The organism is Blastocatellia bacterium, assembly GCA_025055075.1.
Taxonomy (GTDB): domain Bacteria; phylum Acidobacteriota; class Blastocatellia; order HR10; family HR10; genus HR10.
The window spans coordinates 47183-64957 of record JANWYV010000001.1 but is presented as its reverse complement, the minus strand read 5'-3'; the positions used below and the strand labels follow the sequence as shown (position 1 = coordinate 64957).

The window sequence follows — 17775 nt, the reverse complement described above, 5'->3', positions numbered from 1 at the left end:
GGAGCGCGCAGTTGGTGCACTTGCTGCCGCTGGCGGCCATCGGCACGATCGCCGACGTCGCGCCGCTTGTGGGAGAGAATCGCACGATCGCGCGCTTGGGATTAGCGGAACTCCGAACGCCCGAGCAGGTCGGGCTGCGCGTCCTCGCGGAAATGGCCGGACTCGCTCCGGATCGTCCGGTGACGAGCGAGGACGTCGCTTTTCGCCTCGCCCCTCGCCTGAACGCTGTCGGTCGGCTGAGCACGGCGCAACCGGCCATCGAACTGCTCCTGACAGAAGACATGGAGACGGCGAGACGATTGGCGGGTCACCTCAACGAGCAGAACGCCCGCCGCCAGCGGGAGGAGCAAGCCGTCCTCGCGGAGATCGAAGCGATGCTCGCGGAAGATCCGATGCTTCGCGAGCGAAAAGTGCTCGTACTCGCTCGCGAGGGATGGCACCGAGGCGTCCTCGGCTTGGTCGCGTCCAAGGTCGTGGAACGATTCGCGCGACCCGCGGTGGTTCTCGCCCTGGAGGACGAATGGGCGCATGGATCCGGGCGGAGCATTCCGGCCTTTCATCTGCTGCGGGGGTTGGAAGCGTGCGCCGATCTCTTCGAGCGTTACGGGGGACACGCGCACGCCGCGGGTCTCGTTCTCCGACGCGACCGCCTCGAAGAATTCCGCGAGCGCCTCACAGCCGAGGCTGAGCGCGTGCTCACCCCTCTTGATCTCGTTCCAACGCTCGTACTCGATGGAACGCTGACGCTCTCGGACGTGACGTTTGAATTCTGGCAACACCTCGCGCAGCTGGAGCCCTTCGGAGTGGGGAATCCGCGCCCGATCTTCCTCTTCGCGAACGTGCGCGTGGACGGCGAACCGCGCGTTCTGAAAGACCGACACCTCAAGCTCCGTCTCCGACAAGCGGAGAAGAGCATGGAAGCGCTCTGGTGGAATGGGATCGAACGGCTTCGGGAGCGCGCCTTCAAATCCCCCATTTGGCTCGCGGCGAGCATCGGGGAGTCGTTCTACGAGGGACTTCTCCACATTCACCTCGTGATCAAAGACCTGTCCGAAGCCCCACCGCCGCTCGTCTCGGCCCCCCCCTCACCATCTCTTACGATCGGAGGAGGCTCGTGAAGTGGCCTGAACCGAAATGGTCGCTCGCGATTCGCCTCTTGGCCATCGCGCTCTTCACGATCGTCGGAGCGGCGGTCGTCATCTCCTATCGGCAGCAGCACCACATCCTCCGACGGCGCGGCGCGGAGACGAAAGAGGCTTCTTTGAGCGCGCGCCTCGTCTCGGTGAGCGAGAATATCCGTCATCTTCAAGCTCAAGATGGGCGTCCGCTCTTTCTCCTCACGGCGGCCCGCGACGAAGTGTACGATGACGGGCACCATGAGCTGAGCGATGTGAGCGTGACGCTCTATGCCGCGGATGCTAGCGAGCGGGCGCGCATCACGGCTCGCCGCGCCGTGTACTATCAAACGTCCGGACTCGTGATCTTCGCCACCGATGTCCGAGCCTGGACGCGCGAAGGCTTGCGCTTCCAAACGGAGGAGCTGCGATATGACCAAGCGACCGAGATCCTGCGCACGGAACGTCCGGTGACATTCGAACATGCGAGCGGATGGGGAGAGAGCCAAGGAGCCGAAGTCCATCTGCGGCGCGATCAGCGAAGTCGCGTCTTCCTGCAGACCGTGCGATTCGGGATCGCGCCGACGACTCCCGACTCGAGCGAACCCTGGAATGGGCGCGCCGCCGCCGCCACGTTTGAGGGCGCGACGCTCACCTTCCGACTCACCGGAGATGTCGTGATCGCGCGAGATGCGGATGAACTGCGCGCGGATCGGCTCGAGGGTGTTCTCGATCGCGCGCATCGAGTTCGACATTTCACAGCCGAAGGGAACGTGCGCTTTCATTCGCGAACCGAACAGACGACGGTGGAGATCGTCAGCCAGAGCCTGATGGTCTCACTCACCGAACGGCGAGCTGTCTCGCGCGCAGTCGCAATCGGGTCGGTCCTGGCCCGCTTTCGAGATCGAACGGATGAGCGAGAATTGCGCGGTCCCCGCGTGGAGATCACCTTCGTCTCCTCGCGCAATGCTCTCGTCCCTCAATTCGCGCGGGCCGAGGGCGGGCGCGTGAGTCTCGCATTGCGGGATGGAGCGCCCGATCGGCGCACCGGCGAGCGACGTGTGGAGGCTGATCGCCTGGAAGCATTTTTCCGAACGGAGACGCGCGCGCTGGCAAGGTTGCGCGCCTCGGGCAATGTGCGGGTGGAGATCCCTCCGACGTCGTCGGCGAAGACGGCTGAGCGAACGACGATCTGGGCGCAAGAAGCGGAACTGACGTTCGACGGGGAGAAGAATCGTGCGACGCTCGGTCGCGCAAGTGGCGATATTCGTGTCCGGATCGAACCTGTGGACGCATCGGCGACGTCCTCGCAACGCCTGACCACGAGCGCTACCTTACTGGTCGAGTTCGACCCGAAGACGCGAGGGATCGCGCGATTGCTCCAATCCGGAAGATTTCGCTACGTGGAGGGCGATCGGCGCGCCGAGAGCGAGCGGGCGATCTACGAGGCCGACTCCGGATGGATCCGCTTGCGCGGAGGCGATCCGACCGTTTGGGATGCCCGTGGGAGGACGCGCGCGGATGAAGTGGACATGAACGTGCGAGAAGAGCGGAGCGTGGCTCGCGGTCGCGTGGTGACGACGATTCTCCCTCGCGAGGCGATGGCTCGCGCCTTGCCATTCGCTGAGCGCGATGCTCCCATCTTCATCGCCGCCGATCGGCTGGAGGCGGATCACCGGGCGCGACGGGTGCGCTATACAGGCGCCGTGCGCGCGTGGCAACAGGACACGTATCTCGCCACCGAAGCGCTGGAGTTGGACGAAGCGGGACGAACGTTGAACGCTTATGGGCGTGTGCGTTCGTTCCTCTTTCGCGCCCCTCGCGTCGAAGGGGGGCGAGCCGAGGCAGTCCCCATCTTCGTTTCCGCCGCGCGCCTCAGCTATTGCGAAGCCGAACGGAAGATCCTCTACGAGGGAGAGGTAAGCCTGCAACGCGGCGCGCAGCGTCTTCTGGCGGAATCACTCACGGTCTTCATGAAACCGGACGTGGCCGAGATCGAACGCGCTCTCGCTGAGCGGCGCGTCACGCTCATGGAGCCGGAACGCCGAGCGTATGCGGAGCGCGCCACCTATGACGCGGCCAGCGCGAGAATCGTTCTCGAAGGCGCTCCCGCGCGCGTGGAGGATGATCGTCACGGCGTGCGGCAACAGGGGGCTCGATTGACTTTCCAAGATGGGGGTGATAAAGTCTTGATCGAGGACGGCGAAGGGGCGCGCCGCGTGAAGACTGTGCGAACCATTCCGAGGGGAAAGCCGTGAGCGCATTGATCACAGAGACGAAGGAGACGGCCCTCGGCTCCAGGCCCCCTTCATTTCCCGACTGGCCTCATCGCGATGGAACCACCCTTCGCGCTTCGGGATTGACGAAATACTATCGAGGACGCTGCGTGCTTCGGGACGTCTCTCTGGAGGTGCATCCCGGGGAGATCGTCGGATTGCTGGGGCCCAATGGGGCGGGAAAGACGACGACCTTTCATTTGCTCGTTGGGATCGAGGTGCCCGATCGCGGCGCCGTGTTTTTAGATGGCCGTGAGATCACGACCTTACCCATGTATCTTCGCGCCCGACGAGGGCTCGTCTATCTCCCGCAAGAACCTTCGATCTTTCGCCGTCTGACAGTGGAAGAGAATATCCTCGCCGTTCTGGAACGACAGAAGCTCAGTCGCGCGGAGCGACAGCGCCGATTGGAAGAGGTCTTGGAAGATCTCGGCCTGACGTCGGTGCGTCGGGTTAAAGGCTATGCTCTCTCGGGTGGAGAACGACGGCGGACGGAGATCGCGCGCGCTCTGGTCATGGAGCCGCGCTTCCTGCTCTTGGATGAGCCGTTGACGGGGATCGATCCACTCGCTGTGGCCGATCTGCAACGGATCATCGTGCGATTGAAGGAACGGGGGATTGGGATCCTGATCACGGATCACAATGTGCGGGAGATGCTGCGGATCACGGACCGCGCGTATCTTCTCAGCGAGGGGCGCATCTTTCGCGCCGGCACGCCGGAGGTCCTGACGGAGGATCCGGAGGTCCGGCGCGTCTATTTGGGTGAGCACTTCCGGCTGTGACCTATGCCATCGGTGAAGATCACACAGGGATTGACGCAGCGTCTGGCGCTGACGCCGCAGCTCAAGCAACGCATTGATCTGCTGGCCATGACGAAACTGGAGTTGCTCGCCCTGGTGCGGCAGGAGCTGCGGGAGAATCCGGTTTTGGAGGAAGTGATCGAACCCGTTCCTTCGGCCGAGAAGGTGCTCCTCAATACGGAGCGCGAGTCCCGCGCGGCGATGTCGGAATCGGAGGAAACCCCATCGAAACCGAAGGACGTCTTCGAGGAGGTGGATTTCGAGGATTTCTTCCAGAACTATCTCGACCCGGTCCCGCAGACGGCGTGGGCGGAGCCCCCTCCGGAAGATGAGGCCTCGCTACTGGAGAAGCTGACGCCGAGTCGTCCCTCCCTTTATGAGGTCTTGCTGGAACAACTCCGTCTGATCGCTCCGAAGGATGCGGACGTGCGCGAGGCTGCGGAAGCGATCATCGGATGCCTCAACAGCGACGGCTATCTGGAGGCGACGCTCGAAGAGATCCGGGCCTTAGGAGGATGGTCCGACGAGGTCGTCGAGCGCGCGCTCGCTCTTGTGCAAAGCCTCGACCCTCCAGGGATCGGTGCCCGTGACCTGCGGGAATGCTTGCTGCTGCAGCTCCGCGCGCGGGGATGGGAGGATCGGTTGGCCGCCCGCCTCGTGCGAGAGCATCTGTGGGAGCTGCAACCGCATCGGTTGCCGGAGCTGGCTCAGCGGCTCAATCTCCCTCTGGAGACGCTCCGCGAGGAGCTGGAGGTCATCCGACAGTTAGACCCGCGCCCGGGACGAAACTTGGGGGCTGCTCCTCCGACCTACATCGCGCCTGAGGCGAGCATCGTAAAGGTGGACGATCGGTACGTGATCCTCTTTAACGAGGAGGGGCTACCGCAGCTTCGGATCAACGCCTATTATCGGCGGCTGCTCAGGGACGAACGCCTTCCCAAGGAGACGCGCGATTTCGTGCGCGAGCGCTTGCGCTCGGCGGTCGAACTCTTGAAGAACATCGAGCATCGGCGGCGCGCGATCTACCGCGTATGTGAAGCGATCGTCCGGCGGCAACGGGATTTCCTCGACTACGGCCCGGAGCATTTGAAGCCGATGCTGTTGAAGGACATCGCGGCCGAATTGGGCCTCTCGCTCTCCACCGTCAGCCGCATCGTGAGCAACAAGTACATTGATACCCCACAGGGCCTGATCGAGCTGCGCCGCTTCTTCACCGAAGGCGTGAGGAAGGAGAACGGTGAGCAGATTTCGACGCGCGTTCTCAAGCTCCGCCTTCAAAAGCTCATCGAGCAAGAGGATCCGCGAGCCCCGCTGACCGATGAGGATCTCGTGCGTCTCTTGGAACGAGAGGGTATCCGACTCTCTCGCCGCACGGTGACGAAGTATCGGAAGCAGTTGGGCATTCCCAGCTCGCGAGATCGCTTGCTGCTTGCCGCAGGGAGGGGAAGATGAACGTTGAACTCACGACGCGAAATGTGACGCTCACGCCCACGATCGAGAAGCGTTTGCGACGAGCTTTGGAGAAGTTGGACCGCGTCCTCGACGATGCAGCCAAAGCGCACGTCATTGTGAGTGCGCAGAAGCACCGTTTCCTGGCGGAGATTCTCGTCACCTGGCGAGATCATCAGTTCACGGGGACGGCCGAGACGGACGACCTCTATAGCTCCGTCACCGGAGCCATCGACCGTCTCCTTCGACAAGTCCTCAAGCAGAAGGAGAAATTCGCGGCGCGTCGGCGGGCGACGCGCAAGCTCGTGAAGACGCTGCCCGTCGAGTCGCCGGCGCCGGAGGTGCGCATCATCCGCACGCCGCGATACTCGGTGAAGCCCCTGACCCCGGATGAGGCTGCCGAGCTGCTGCTGAAATCGAGCGATCACTTCCTCGTCTTTCGAAACTCGGAGACCGAGCGCGTGGCTGTCCTCTACAAGCGGAGCGATGGTCACCTCGGGTTGATCGAGCCGTGAGCCTTCGATGACCACCTCGTTCGTCCCGGAGATCACCGTCGCCGAACTATTGGCCCAAGCGCCTCCGGAACTGGAGCTTCGAGTGATCGCCGGCGCTGCGGGCGCGGCGAACGTGATTCGCTCGCCGCGGATTCAAAAGCTCGGGCTGGCGTTAGCCGGATTCCCACACTACGTCCACCCGGGGCGCGTTCAAATTCTGGGACAGAGCGAAGTGACCTTCCTGCAACATCTCTCCCCCTCGGATCGTCGGCAGGCCGTCGAGCGTCTCCCTTGGGGAGAGATCACGTGCGTGCTCGTGACGAAGGGGCTCACTCCCCCGCCGGAATTTCTGGACGCCGCCGAACGGCGACGCGTCCCGGTGCTCGTCTCTTCGCTCCTGAGTTCGATGGCGATCCTGAAGCTCACGGAGTTCTTGCAACGGACGCTCGCTCCGCGCCAGTGGATTCATGGCGTCATGGTAGAGGTCTTCGGCGTCGGCGTGCTCTTGCTCGGTGAATCCGGATTGGGCAAGAGCGAATGTGCGCTCGATCTCATTCAGCGCGGGCATCGGCTCGTCTCCGATGACGTCGTCGAGGTGCGCGCGCTCGGTTCGGATCGGGTGATCGGGCGAGCGCCGGAACGCGCGCAGGGGCACATGGAGATTCGCGGGCTGGGCATCCTCGACATCCGGGAATTGTTCGGCGTCGCTGCACTCGCCGAAGAAGCGCCGTTGGAGCTGGCCATCGCCTTCGAGCGCTGGGATCCGCAACGCGAGTATGATCCTCTGGGATTGCAGGAGGAGACGCTTCGTGTGCTTGACGTCCCGATCCCTCTGATTCGCCTTCCCATCACGTCCTGGCGCAATCTCCCGACGCTGGTGGAAGTAGCCGTGCGGAATCACCTGTTGAGACGCCGTGGCATAGATGCCATGCGTCGGTTCGTGCGCGCGCACGATGCGCTGGTCACGGGCGAGGCTCAGGACTCGCGGTGAGCAAATGCCGCTATGGCCTCTCCTTCTCCGCAAATTCTCATCCTCACGGGCTTGAGCGGCTCGGGGAAGACCTCGGCGGTCAAGGCCTTCGAGGACCTCGGATACTTCTGCGTGGATAACCTGCCGATTCATCTCATCCCCCCCTTCGTGGAGTTGTGCGAGCGCTCTCTGGAGACGCTCAAACGGGCCGTCATCGTCATTGACATCCGCGAGCGACAGTTCTTGCCGGACTTCCCTCGCCTGTACGATGAGCTGCGGCGGCAGGGGACGAACGTGAAGATCGTCTTCTTCGAGGCGAGCCCCGACGTCTTGCTGCGCCGTTTCTCGGAGACGCGCCGCCCGCATCCGCTGGCCGATGCGGAGACGGATCTCTCGGCGGCCATCGCGCGAGAGCGAGAGTTGCTGGCGGAGATTCGCGCCCGGGCGGATCTGATCATTGATACGTCCGAGCATACGGTCCACACGCTGCGCCGCTATGTGATCGAGCGCTTCGGCACGACCGACGCCCTGTTGGAGATGACGGTCACGCTCGTGAGCTTCGGATTCAAGCATGGCGTTCCGCCCGGACTGGATTTACTCTTCGACGTACGCTTTCTGCCGAACCCACACTTTGTGCCCGAGTTGCGCGAGCGAACGGGGCAAGATCCCGAAGTCGTCGCCTTCATGCATGCGCAGCCGGACACCGCGGAGACGATCGCCCATCTGGAGAATCTCCTCCGCTTTCTCCTGCCGCGCTATCAACGCGAGGGCCGCAGTTATGTGACGATCGGGATCGGGTGTACGGGGGGACGCCATCGTTCGGTGATGATCGTCGAGGAGCTAGCCCGCACGCTGCGGCGCGACGGATATAAGATTCGCGTCGCGCACCGCGATGTGGACAAACCGTGAGCGCGTCGCCTGCCTCGTCGAGGACGGGCGCGCACGCCGTGAGGTACAATTAGGAGGGCGCGCGGAAGAGATGAAGCGCGCCGGGCGCGTGGAGGGATTGCTTCGGTGATCTCTCTGTGAGGAAAGGGGGCATCCATGGGACTCGTTGGAGGCGTCGTCATCACGCATGGGCAATTGGCCACGGAGTTGGTGAACGCGGCCGAGATGATCATCGGCGAAATCAGCCACATTACGGCCGTCTCCATCGGTTGGCACGATGACGTCGAGGTGGCGCGCGAGACGATTCGCCAAGCGATCGCTCGCGTCAATAGCGGGCGGGGCGTGCTCTTGCTGACGGATATGTTCGGCGGGACGCCGACCAACCTCGCCGCTACATTCTTGGGGAGCGAACCGGTGGAGATCGTCACTGGCGTCAATCTGCCGATGATCCTGAAGCTCGCCGATCAGGATCCGAACGACGATCTGCTCACGGTAGCGCGAAAGGTCAAGGAGCAAGGGCAGAAGAACATCTACCTGGCCAGCGAGATTCTCACCCCCACCAAACGTTAGCCGAGGATGCAACGGCGAACCGTGCAAGTGACCAATCGTCTGGGGCTACACGCGCGGGCGGCGGCGAAGCTCGTGCACGTCGCCAATCGTTTCCAGAGCACGATCGCGCTCGCGCGGTGCGATAATGGACAGACCGTGGATGCCAAGAGCATTCTCGGCGTCTTGCTCTTGGCGGCTTCCGCGGGGACGTATTTGGACGTCATCGCGTCGGGAGACGACGAGGAGGAAGCGGTCGAGGCCATCTGTCGGTTAATCGAATCGAAATTCGGCGAGGAGGGAGGAGCGACATCGTGACGGCGAATCGCGCGACGCGTCCGGAGATCGTCCTTCGTGGATTGGGCGTTTCGCCGGGAGTGGGATGGGGTCCAGCGGTGCATTTGCCACGGCGCGGGCGCTTGGTCTTCCGACGATCGCTCGCCCCTCATGAGGTTGATGCGGAAGTGGCGCGATTCCAAACGGCCGTGGCCGTCGCTCGCGAACAGCTCCAGGCGCTGCGGCAGCGCATGGAACACGCTCTGGGGAGAGAACACGCCTACATCCTGGACGCGCAGCGATTGATGCTGGAAGATGCGGGGATCCTGGGAGAGATCGAGATGCTCATCCGCACAAACGCGATCAATGCGGAATGGGCCGTGAAGTTGGTCACCGATCGCATCCTGGCCATCTATGCGGAGATCAAGGACGATTATTTGCGCGAGCGCGGCAGCGACATCGAGGACGTGGCCCATCGGTTGCTCACCGTGCTCGTCGGAGAGCGCGATGCGTACGCCTTCCCGGAAGGCGCAGTCCTCGTGGGGGAGACACTTCCGCCGAGCCTCCTTGGAGAACTCGATCCGCAGCGCGTCGCTGGGCTGGTCATCGGCACGGGAGGATGGACTTCACACGCGGCCATTCTCGCGCGCGGTCTGGGCATTCCGGCTGTCTCCGGCATTCACGGCGCGCTCGCCCTCATCGAAAACCAAGCGCTCCTTCTTGTGGATGGGACCCAAGGGCTCGTCTTCGTGCACCCGGCACAAGAGGTCATTCGCCGATACGAGGAGCAGCAGAAGGAGCGCGAACGCCGATGGCTCCTGCTGCGCGAACGCGCACCGCTGCCGACGACGACAAGCGACGGGGTGTCCATCATTGTCCGCGCCAACATCGAACGGCTCTCGGAGTTGGAGGACGCTCGGCATTTTGGCGCGTGTGGCATTGGATTGTTGCGCACAGAGTTCCTCTTCCTGCAAGCGGCTCCGGAGCTGCCTTCAGAAGAGATGCAATGGCGAGCGTATCGCCAGGTCGCCGAGGCGGCCGGACCGGAGGGTGCTGTCATTCGCACAGTGGATTGGGACGAAAATCAGATGGCGGCGCTCGGGAGCCATCGAGCGCTTCGCGATGAGCCTCTCGTGCGGACGGGGATGGACGATCGGGAGCCGTGGATCCATGAACGCAATCCCGCACTTGGGCTTCGCGCCATTCGCTTCTCTCTCAATAGACCGCAAGTCCTGAGGACACAACTGCGCGCCATTGTGCGGGCCGCGGCATTCGGGAATCTTCGCATCGTCCTCCCCCTCATCACGAGGGTGGAGGAAGTCCACGAAGCGCGCCATGTGCTCGATGCCGTGTGTCGCGAGCTGCGCGCCGAAGGGTTTGAAGTCCCCGATCGCCTCCCATTGGGCGTGATGATCGAAACGCCAGCGGCCGTCTGGCTTGTGGAAGAACTCGCGACGGCGGCCGATTTCCTGAGTCTGGGGACGAACGACCTCATCCAATACATCTTGGCGGTGGATCGCGACAACGATCGCGTCGCACATCTCTATGATCCGCTTCATCCGGCCGTGCTGCGCGCTGTGCATCATGTGATGCGCGCGGCCGAACGCGCGGGCCTCGATCTCGAAGTCTGCGGGGAGATGGCCGCGCATCCGCTTCATGCGCTCGTGCTGCTCGGCCTAGGCGTGCGCATCCTGAGCATGCGCCCGCGCGCCATTCCCCTCATCCGCGATCTCATCCGACAGTGCGAGTTAGCGCGCGTGCGCGACCTCGCTCAAAAGGCGCTCACGGCCTCGCGCGGCATCGAGGTGCGACAGCTCGTGCTGCGAGGCCTTGAGGAGATGCACCTTGAGGTCTTCGATGAAGCACTGTTGAACGGAAGCGCTCCGCCCCCTCGAGATCCCCAATAAGATCCCACCTATGCGCTTCGAAAACCGCAGCGAGAAGTCCCGATCCGCTCGCCCCACGACAGACGCTGAAGCACCAATCCGCATCGTGCGCGTCTTGTCTCGATTGAACATCGGTGGCCCTTCGTTTCACGTCATCCTGCTGACGGCCGGGCTCAACGGGGAAGGCTTCCACTCCACGCTGATCATCGGCCGGGAGGGTCCGCGCGAGGGGAATCTGCTGGCTTACGCTCGCGCTCGCGGCGTGGAGCCGCTCGTGCTCGAATCCCTTCGGCGCGATCTGCGTCCCCTCGAAGATGGGCGAGCCTTCTTCCAACTTCTTCGTCTCTTTCGCCGATTGCGTCCGCAGATCGTTCACACGCACGCTTCCAAAGCCGGGGCTTTAGGCCGACTCGCGGCTCGGCTCGCGGGTGTCCCGATCATCGTGCACACGTTTCATGGACACACGTTCCACTCGTATTTTCACCCTCTCCTCTCTCGGCTCTTCCGCACGCTTGAGCGAGGATTGGCCCGTTGGACGACGCGGATCATCGCGATCAGCCCGACCCTCAAAGAGGAGCTGATCCGCTATCGCATTGCTCCGGCTGAGAAGATCGTCGTCATCCCGCTCGGTCTGGAACTCGATCGCTTCGCCGAGAGCGATCGCTTTCGCGGCGAACTTCGCCGTCAACTGGGTTTGGCCGAAGCGATTCCGCTCATCTGCTCGGTCGGTCGGCTCGTGCCGGTGAAGAACCATGCCCTGCTCTTTCAAGCCTTCGCCCGCGTCCTCCAACACAGGCCTGATGCTCATCTCCTCCTTGTTGGAGACGGGGAGCTGCGTCCTCAGCTTGAAGTGGCGAGTTGTCATCCTCCCTTGCGCGGGCATGTCTCGTTCCTCGGTTGGCGAGAGGATCTGGAGCGCGTCTACGCCGACGCAGATTTGGTCGTGAACAACTCCCTCAACGAGGGAACGCCGGTGGCCGTGATCGAAGCCATGGCCGCGGCTCGGCCCGTCATCGCCACAGCCGTCGGAGGCACGCCCGATCTCATTCGCGACGGAGAGACCGGATGGCTCGTTCCCTCGAAGGATCCGGAGGCACTGGCAGGGCGAATCCTCTATGTCCTCGACCATCCTGAGGAAGCTGCGCGCGTCGCCCGCGCCGCGCAAGCTTTCGCCCTCGCCCACTTTCAAGCCGACCAACTCATCCGGCGCATGCGAGAGCTCTATCTGACTCTGCTTGCATCGCGAGCAGACGAACGTACATTCATTGCTCGCGCATCCAGTGATTCGCCCGATAGAGGGCAAACGATTTCACCCACCCCGTGAGTGGCGATCTCCTCCTCGAAAGGGCTTCTCGCCCTCATACGCCTTCCCGGATCATATGAAGAGGGCATCCCCCGCGCGATGCGGCGCGCGCGGGGGATGAACGGGCCTCACGGATGCGGCGTGTGGCACTGCACGCAATTCATCCTGGCTCTCACATCGTCCATGCCCTTATCGCCATGGCATCTGAGGCACGTCGCGATAGACTCTGGCGGAACGTAGATGCCTTGGAACTTGCCGTCGGCCCATTGATTCAGAAGCTCAGCCGTGTAAGCCGCGACATCCCCTGTCAGCCGGCCGCATCGCTCCCTCCGCTCGAGCGACGTGGCCCGGAATCCCGAATCTCGGCACCACTTGGTCACCGAGATGTGGCACAAGGGAGATCCCGCGACGTTCTGCGGCAGCGGCCGCGTGTACCTCTGGACGAAGAACTTCCCGGTCTGGGCGTACTCATTGCTGATGTCCGTCGGCAGAGGCACTTGCGTGTACCAGCCCTGCAATTCATGGATGAGCCGATCGGCCGTCGGCTTATCGCACACGAGGTTGATGGCCGCCGCAGCGCCCAGGAGCGCTCCGCAAGTTCCGCCCCATCCGACGACGCCACCATGCCCCCAAATCATCATCTCGGGCGGAATGAGCGTGTATGGGTACCCGACGGTTTCGCGCAACGGGAGAATGATCGCGCGAAACGCACCATACGCGCATCCGTAACCTTTGTCCCAGTATCCCTCGTGCCCGAGCTTCCGGGCGTATTCGGGATCAATCTTCTTGTAGGGCCACGGCCAGGGAGGAAGCTCCATCCGCGCTTCTCCCTCGCGGCCGACGAGACTCACTCCAGCCACGCCTACCGCCGCACAGGCGGCGCATTTGGTCGTCAACGTCAGGAATTCCTTTCGCGTGAGTTTCCTTGAATTCATAGCACCCCCTCCTTCCTCGCGTTATCACTTCCGCCATGCCTTTTCAGCAAGCCGCGTGCCGAGACAGGCACCTTTGATTCCTCTAGAGTTAGCGCGCGGACGGCTCAGCTGCCTGTTGAAAAGCGCAACTGTTCCGTTGAACTCCTCAACATCGCTAAGCGCGCGATGCGCCATGACTTCCAACATCTATCCTCCGTGTGGCGTTGAAAAATTCAACGCTCGCGGGGAGGAGCGAATCCGACAGTTGAGCGGGAGACGCGTATTCTCCTGTTGCTCAATGGGTTTCCCAGACAGCGGAGAACGCTGCCGCGGGGCACGTTGATTGCATATGTTCTCGACGGATGAGGGAGGGAGCATGAAGCCAGAAGCGAACAAGTGGATGCGAAAGCGATGGGCAGGAGCCACAGGCGCTGCTTCCCCCGTGGTTTTCGAAGGCGAATATGATTCGGCTTTGCTCAAATGCGTGTGGATGCTGGCGGGGATTGTGGATTACAAGCTCTGCGATCGAGATTACGAATGCGAACAGTGCCCCTTCGATCGCGCTTTTCGAGAACAGACGGCAGGAGCCGTGGCTGAGAGGATCGCACGACGAGTCCCCGCGGAACGAATCGTGTACGATCGGGTTGAGGATCATGGGCTCGCCGGATGCCCGCTTTGCAAAGAGCAGCGAGACCCTCTCCATGAGCAGAGCGCGGGTCGTGATCTCACCTTCGTCCGCGAGGGATTTCACATGAAAGAAGCGCTCTTCTACCATCCGGCCCATCTATGGGCACGCATCGAGCGGCGAGGGAACGTGCGGATTGGCTTGGATGATTTCGGGCAGAAGCTTCTCGGACGCATTTATCAAGTGAAGCTCTCCGAGGTCGGCGCACGGGTGATCGCCGGACATCCGTGCGGCACGTTGGTGCACCAGGCGGGGGAGATCGCCGTGCCAGCTCCCATGACGGGGGTGGTCCGTCAGCTTAACGAGAAACTCAAGCGGTATCCCTCCCTTATCAATCACGATCCCTACGGAGAGGGATGGATGCTGATCCTTCAACCGGAACGCTTGCAGGAGGGATTGAGACACTTGCTCTACGGGGAGCAAGCGTTCGCTTGGTATGAGCAGGAGGTCGCCAGGCTACACCAAGAGATTCACGCGGCTTTGTGCACCATGGGAACGCCCCCAGAAGCCCTCGCCGGCCGCACGCTCCAAGATGGGGGCGTTCCCGTTTCACCTTCCGAGCGCGATCTCCTCGCCCCTCCCGCGAGGGAAGCGCTCATCGAACAGCTCGGCCCCACGGGGTGGGCGCAGGTGATCGCGCGATTCTTACATCCACAAGCCGGGCGCTCAAAAAGCGCGCCCGAGAGGAAGTCTCGACACAGGAGGTGACCTATGGTCGCGTTCTTCGTCATTCTCACGATTATCGGTTTCATCCTTGTGGATTCTCTCGTCCAATGGGCTGAAGCTCGACAGAGACGAGCTCTGAGGCGAGTGACGCCGCGTCCTGAGATCTTCCCGGCGCTCGCGTTGGAAACGGTCTCGGTCCCCGCTGGCCTCTTCCTGGACGAAGGACACACGTGGGTTCGCCTGGAACCGAACGGACGGACGCTGATCGGCATGGACGAGTTCGTGCGTCGAGCGATCGGTCGCGTGGACGCGGTGGAGCTGCCGAAAGTCGGCTCCGTCGTTCGGCGCGGTGATCCGCTGTTCGTCGTCCTGCAAAATGGCCGACGAGCCGTCTTCCGCGCACCGATCACTGGTGTCGTGAGCGCCATCAACGAGAACCTCGCGCGCCTTCCCGAGACGGGGCGGATGGACCCGTATGAAGAGGGATGGGTGTGCGCGCTGAAGCCGATGAACCTGGCAGCGCATCTGCGCCATCTGTTCGTCGCGGAAGAAGCGCGGGCATGGCTCCGCTCGGAAATCGAACGGCTCAAGGAGTTCTTGACCATGCGTCCGATGCTGCAACCGGCTCTCGGGCATGTCCTGCAGGACGGTGGACAGTGGGCGGAAGGTCTCCTGGAGACGCTGGATGAAGTTGGCTGGGCGGAATTCACGCGGACGTTCCTGCGGAGCCCGTCGGTAGAATAAGGGGAGCGGCAAAAGGCGCCGCTTCTGGCATCCGCAAGGAAGCGCGCGCCAGCCGCTCCTTATCCCGGAGCCAGTGGCATATGGGCTCGTGCCTCAGACATCAGTGGAACGGCTCCAGATGGGGGATTTGCCCCACCCCCGCTCCCTCGGGAGAAGAGAAGGGAGCGACCATTCCCTGCAAGTCCTTGAAATGAAAGCTTCCGGAAGTGAGCCCCGGGGAACCCCTCGCACTCCATCCGCGGCATGAAACTTGCATCCTTCTAGAAGGGAGGGCGCGTATGGGCGGCAAAAAAGGTCTTCTCTTTGACGTGACCCTGTGCATTGGGTGCGGCGCCTGCTACGAAGCGTGTAAGGAGCGAAACCGGCTCCCGCGAACGGTGGCGCACTTTCTAGACGATCAGCTCTCGGATCGAACCTATACGGTCGTGAAGAAGCGTGGGGGGCGATTCATTCGCCAACTCTGCATGCATTGCGAAGTCCCCACATGTGTCTCCGTCTGTCCAGTTGGCGCGTTGGAGAAGACGGCCACCGGCCCGGTCATCTATCATGAGGCGCGCTGTATCGGGTGTCGGTATTGCATGCTGGCGTGTCCCTTTGATATTCCGAAGTACGAATGGGGGAAGGTCCTGCCCCGCGTTCGAAAGTGCGACCTTTGTGCCGATCGCCTCGCGGCCGGGCGCCCCACGGCATGCGCCGAAGTTTGTCCGACGGGAGCGACGAAATTCGGTGACCGCCAGGCGTTGATCGAGGAAGCTCGCGCGCGGATCCGCGCCCGCCCCCAGAAATACGTGCCGAGGATCTACGGATTGGAGGAAGTCGGCGGCACATCGGTGTTGCTTCTTTCGGACGTCCCCTTCGAGCGCCTCGGCTATCGCACCGATCTGCTATCGGAACCGCTGCCGCTGCTGACGTGGCAGGTCTTACAGAAGATCCCTGATTTCGTCGTCGTCGGCAGCGTTCTGCTGGGCGGCATTTGGTGGATCACGAATCGGCGTCGAGAGGTCCAGATCCGAGAACGCGAAGAGCGGAAGAGGCGCGGCGCCTCTGAGGAAGTCTCGCGCGATCCCTCGGCGTCCGGATTTGTCGGTCCCTCACAGGAAGAGGAGTGATCTGCCCGCGCGCGTCGAGCGCGTGGGGCAAGCGATCTGGTGAGGAAGAAGGCTATGCGATGGAGCTTCCGCCGACCGAGTTTTTGGCAGCTCGTGTTTATCGTCATCCTGGGTGCTGGCCTCTACAGCACGGTCATTCGGTTCACCCGCGGCCTGGGGGCAAGCACAGCTCTGAGCGACGCCTTCCCCTGGGGATTGTGGATTGGGTTCGACGTCCTCTGCGGAGTAGCCCTGGCAGCCGGCGGATTCACCCTCAGCGCGGTCGTCTACATCTTCAACATCGAGCGGTTTCGCCCGATCATTCGTCCCACGATTCTCACCGCGTTCCTCGGATACGTGCTCGTCATCGTGGCTTTACTCTTCGACTTGGGACGCCCCTATCGTATCTGGCACCCGTTGGTCATGTGGAACCCGCACTCGGTGATGTTCGAAGTTGCGTGGTGCGTCATGCTCTACACGACGGTGCTCGCGCTGGAGTTCAGCCCGATGGTGTTCGAGCGCCTGAGGCTTGAGAGGCCACTGCGGATCCTTCACGCGCTGACGGTGCCATTGGTCATCCTCGGCGTCATCCTCTCGACGCTCCACCAATCCTCGCTCGGATCGCTCTATCTGATCGTCCCGGAGAAGCTGCATCCGCTCTGGTACTCGCCGCTCCTGCCCGTCTTCTTCTTCATTTCGGCGATCGCGCTCGGATGCGCGATGACCATCTTCGAGTCCTTTTTGAGCTACCGCGCGTTTCGGAAACGGCTGGAGATTGATCTGCTCGCCGATCTGGGCAAAGTGACCGTCGTCGCACTGGCCGTATACCTGGTCCTGAGAGTCCAAGACCTGGCCAGACGGGATGTGCTCGCGCGCGCCCTGGAACCGACCTACGAAGGGCGAATGTTCTTGGCGGAGACGCTGATGGGCGTGATTGGTCCCATCCTCTTGCTCAGCATTCGCCGCATCCGGATGGATCATTTCGGGCTCTTCGTCTCTGCCGTCCTGGTGGTCTTGGGCTTCATCATGAATCGGCTGAATGTGAGCATCACGGGGATGGAGGCCTCCTCCGGCGTCTCGTACTTCCCGAGTTGGACGGAGCTCTCGGTGACGTTGATGATCGTCGCCTTGGGCTTCGCGTTCTTTGGGCTGGCGGTGAAGTATCTGCCCGTCTTCCCGGAGATGGAACGCCTTCCGGCGCCCACCTTGGTGGAGCCTCCGGCCGTGGCCGTCCTGCGACGACCGTGGATCGGAACGACGCCTCTTGTGCTGATCCTCGGCGGGATCTTCTTCGTCAGCGCCATGGGGTCGGCCTACAGCGGTCTGCAATATCGCGAGCGGATGTTCGCTCCCGCGACCTCCGGCGAGGAGAGTGAGCCCGAGATCGCCGAAGGTCTGGAGCGGTTTGAAGTCCCTCCGGACATCACGTTCCCCCAAGGAGAAGCGAGTCCCGGACCGGTCACCTTCCGACATGCCTCGCACCTCAATTGGGAGCGACCCAATTGCACGGTCTGCCATCATGAGCCGTTCCGCATCTTGAAGGCATCTGGGAGGGGAGCGCCATCCCCCGCTCGCGATCTGCACGATGAACGACACTGTGGACGATGCCACGACGGGCGTACCTCTTTCAGCGTGAAGGAGGACTGCACGGCATGTCATCGGCCCTAGGAGGAGG

Annotated in this window: 17 protein-coding genes; 15 read left to right on the top strand and 2 right to left on the bottom strand. The window is 62.6% G+C overall.

Features of this window, described 5'->3' with window-relative positions; translation table 11 throughout:
* From NZ746_00280 to NZ746_00230, 11 genes are all read left to right on the top strand, one after another.
* Positions 1-1118: DHH family phosphoesterase (locus NZ746_00280; protein ID MCS6815795.1), on the top strand; the 1118-nt coding region annotated here is incomplete at its 5' end.
* Positions 1115-3373 (top strand): LPS export ABC transporter periplasmic protein LptC, encoded by a 2259-nt coding sequence (lptC, locus tag NZ746_00275; protein MCS6815794.1) that lies wholly within the window; start codon positions 1115-1117, stop codon positions 3371-3373. The genes NZ746_00280 and lptC, both read left to right, overlap by 4 nt.
* Positions 3370-4173, top strand: coding sequence for an LPS export ABC transporter ATP-binding protein (lptB, locus tag NZ746_00270; GenBank protein ID MCS6815793.1), 804 nt, complete (start codon positions 3370-3372; stop codon positions 4171-4173). The genes lptC and lptB overlap by 4 nt, the downstream gene beginning before the upstream one ends.
* A gap of 3 nt (positions 4174-4176) precedes the next feature.
* Positions 4177-5643 carry an RNA polymerase factor sigma-54 gene (gene rpoN, locus NZ746_00265; protein ID MCS6815792.1) on the top strand — a complete coding sequence of 489 codons (1467 nt, stop codon included), beginning with the start codon at positions 4177-4179 and terminating at the stop codon, positions 5641-5643.
* Complete coding sequence (gene raiA / locus NZ746_00260; GenBank protein ID MCS6815791.1) at positions 5640-6155, top strand: ribosome-associated translation inhibitor RaiA; 516 nt, start codon at positions 5640-5642, stop codon at positions 6153-6155. Before rpoN ends, raiA begins: the two co-directional genes overlap by 4 nt.
* A 7-nt stretch (positions 6156-6162) precedes the next feature.
* The gene (gene hprK / locus NZ746_00255) at positions 6163-7125 is read left to right on the top strand and encodes an HPr(Ser) kinase/phosphatase (protein ID MCS6815790.1); all 963 of its coding nucleotides are present in this window, start codon (positions 6163-6165) and stop codon (positions 7123-7125) included.
* Positions 7126-7137: 12 nt separating this feature from the next.
* Complete coding sequence (gene rapZ / locus NZ746_00250; protein MCS6815789.1) at positions 7138-8013, top strand: RNase adapter RapZ; 876 nt, start codon at positions 7138-7140, stop codon at positions 8011-8013.
* A 135-nt stretch (positions 8014-8148) separates the two neighbouring features.
* Positions 8149-8562, top strand: a complete 414-nt coding sequence (locus NZ746_00245; protein MCS6815788.1) for a PTS sugar transporter subunit IIA — start codon at positions 8149-8151, stop codon at positions 8560-8562.
* 6 nt (positions 8563-8568) lie between these two features.
* Positions 8569-8856 (top strand): HPr family phosphocarrier protein, encoded by a 288-nt coding sequence (locus NZ746_00240; GenBank protein ID MCS6815787.1) that lies wholly within the window; start codon positions 8569-8571, stop codon positions 8854-8856.
* Positions 8853-10721 (top strand): PEP-utilizing enzyme, encoded by a 1869-nt coding sequence (locus NZ746_00235; protein ID MCS6815786.1) that lies wholly within the window; start codon positions 8853-8855, stop codon positions 10719-10721. Before NZ746_00240 ends, NZ746_00235 begins: the two co-directional genes overlap by 4 nt.
* A gap of 10 nt (positions 10722-10731) precedes the next feature.
* Complete coding sequence (locus NZ746_00230) at positions 10732-12024, top strand: glycosyltransferase family 4 protein (GenBank protein ID MCS6815785.1); 1293 nt, start codon at positions 10732-10734, stop codon at positions 12022-12024.
* 107 nt (positions 12025-12131) lie between these two features.
* Here the strand turns inward: NZ746_00230 and NZ746_00225 are convergent, their stop codons facing one another.
* Together NZ746_00225 and NZ746_00220 are read right to left on the bottom strand one after the other, a co-directional pair.
* Positions 12132-12938: a C-GCAxxG-C-C family protein gene (locus NZ746_00225; protein MCS6815784.1), complete on the bottom strand. Its 807-nt coding sequence runs from the start codon at positions 12936-12938 to the stop codon at positions 12132-12134.
* 24 nt (positions 12939-12962) lie between these two features.
* A complete protein-coding gene (locus NZ746_00220; protein MCS6815783.1) occupies positions 12963-13124 on the bottom strand; it encodes a hypothetical protein in 162 nt (53 codons plus the stop codon).
* A gap of 169 nt (positions 13125-13293) precedes the next feature.
* Between NZ746_00220 and NZ746_00215 the strand changes: the two genes are divergently transcribed.
* The 4 genes from NZ746_00215 (at position 13294) to hybB (ending at position 17768) form a co-directional block, all read left to right on the top strand.
* Entirely contained in the window at positions 13294-14310 is a 1017-nt protein-coding gene (locus NZ746_00215; GenBank protein ID MCS6815782.1) for a glycine cleavage system protein H, read from the top strand.
* Positions 14311-14313: 3 nt separating this feature from the next.
* On the top strand, positions 14314-15012 hold the full coding sequence (locus NZ746_00210) for a hypothetical protein (protein ID MCS6815781.1): 699 nt from the start codon (positions 14314-14316) through the stop codon (positions 15010-15012).
* Between the two features lie 278 nt (positions 15013-15290).
* Positions 15291-16121, top strand: coding sequence for a 4Fe-4S dicluster domain-containing protein (locus NZ746_00205; protein MCS6815780.1), 831 nt, complete (start codon positions 15291-15293; stop codon positions 16119-16121).
* A gap of 54 nt (positions 16122-16175) precedes the next feature.
* Positions 16176-17768: a Ni/Fe-hydrogenase cytochrome b subunit gene (hybB, locus tag NZ746_00200; protein MCS6815779.1), complete on the top strand. Its 1593-nt coding sequence runs from the start codon at positions 16176-16178 to the stop codon at positions 17766-17768.
* The last annotated feature ends 7 nt before the right edge of the window (positions 17769-17775 follow it).

Bases quoted from the DNA above. Each gene is read 5' to 3' on its own strand.
- rpoN (MCS6815792.1), top strand. From the start codon at position 4,177: ATGCCATCGGTGAAGATCACACAGGGATTGACGCAGCGTCTGGCGCTG.
- raiA (MCS6815791.1), top strand. From the start codon at position 5,640: ATGAACGTTGAACTCACGACGCGAAATGTGACGCTCACGCCCACGATC.
- hprK (MCS6815790.1), top strand. From the start codon at position 6,163: ATGACCACCTCGTTCGTCCCGGAGATCACCGTCGCCGAACTATTGGCC.
- rapZ (MCS6815789.1), top strand. From the start codon at position 7,138: ATGGCCTCTCCTTCTCCGCAAATTCTCATCCTCACGGGCTTGAGCGGC.
- NZ746_00245 (MCS6815788.1), top strand. From the start codon at position 8,149: ATGGGACTCGTTGGAGGCGTCGTCATCACGCATGGGCAATTGGCCACG.
- NZ746_00240 (MCS6815787.1), top strand. From the start codon at position 8,569: ATGCAACGGCGAACCGTGCAAGTGACCAATCGTCTGGGGCTACACGCG.
- NZ746_00230 (MCS6815785.1), top strand. From the start codon at position 10,732: ATGCGCTTCGAAAACCGCAGCGAGAAGTCCCGATCCGCTCGCCCCACG.
- NZ746_00225 (MCS6815784.1), bottom strand. From the start codon at position 12,938: ATGAATTCAAGGAAACTCACGCGAAAGGAATTCCTGACGTTGACGACC.
- NZ746_00220 (MCS6815783.1), bottom strand. From the start codon at position 13,124: ATGTTGGAAGTCATGGCGCATCGCGCGCTTAGCGATGTTGAGGAGTTC.
- NZ746_00215 (MCS6815782.1), top strand. From the start codon at position 13,294: ATGAAGCCAGAAGCGAACAAGTGGATGCGAAAGCGATGGGCAGGAGCC.
- NZ746_00210 (MCS6815781.1), top strand. From the start codon at position 14,314: ATGGTCGCGTTCTTCGTCATTCTCACGATTATCGGTTTCATCCTTGTG.
- NZ746_00205 (MCS6815780.1), top strand. From the start codon at position 15,291: ATGGGCGGCAAAAAAGGTCTTCTCTTTGACGTGACCCTGTGCATTGGG.
- hybB (MCS6815779.1), top strand. From the start codon at position 16,176: ATGCGATGGAGCTTCCGCCGACCGAGTTTTTGGCAGCTCGTGTTTATC.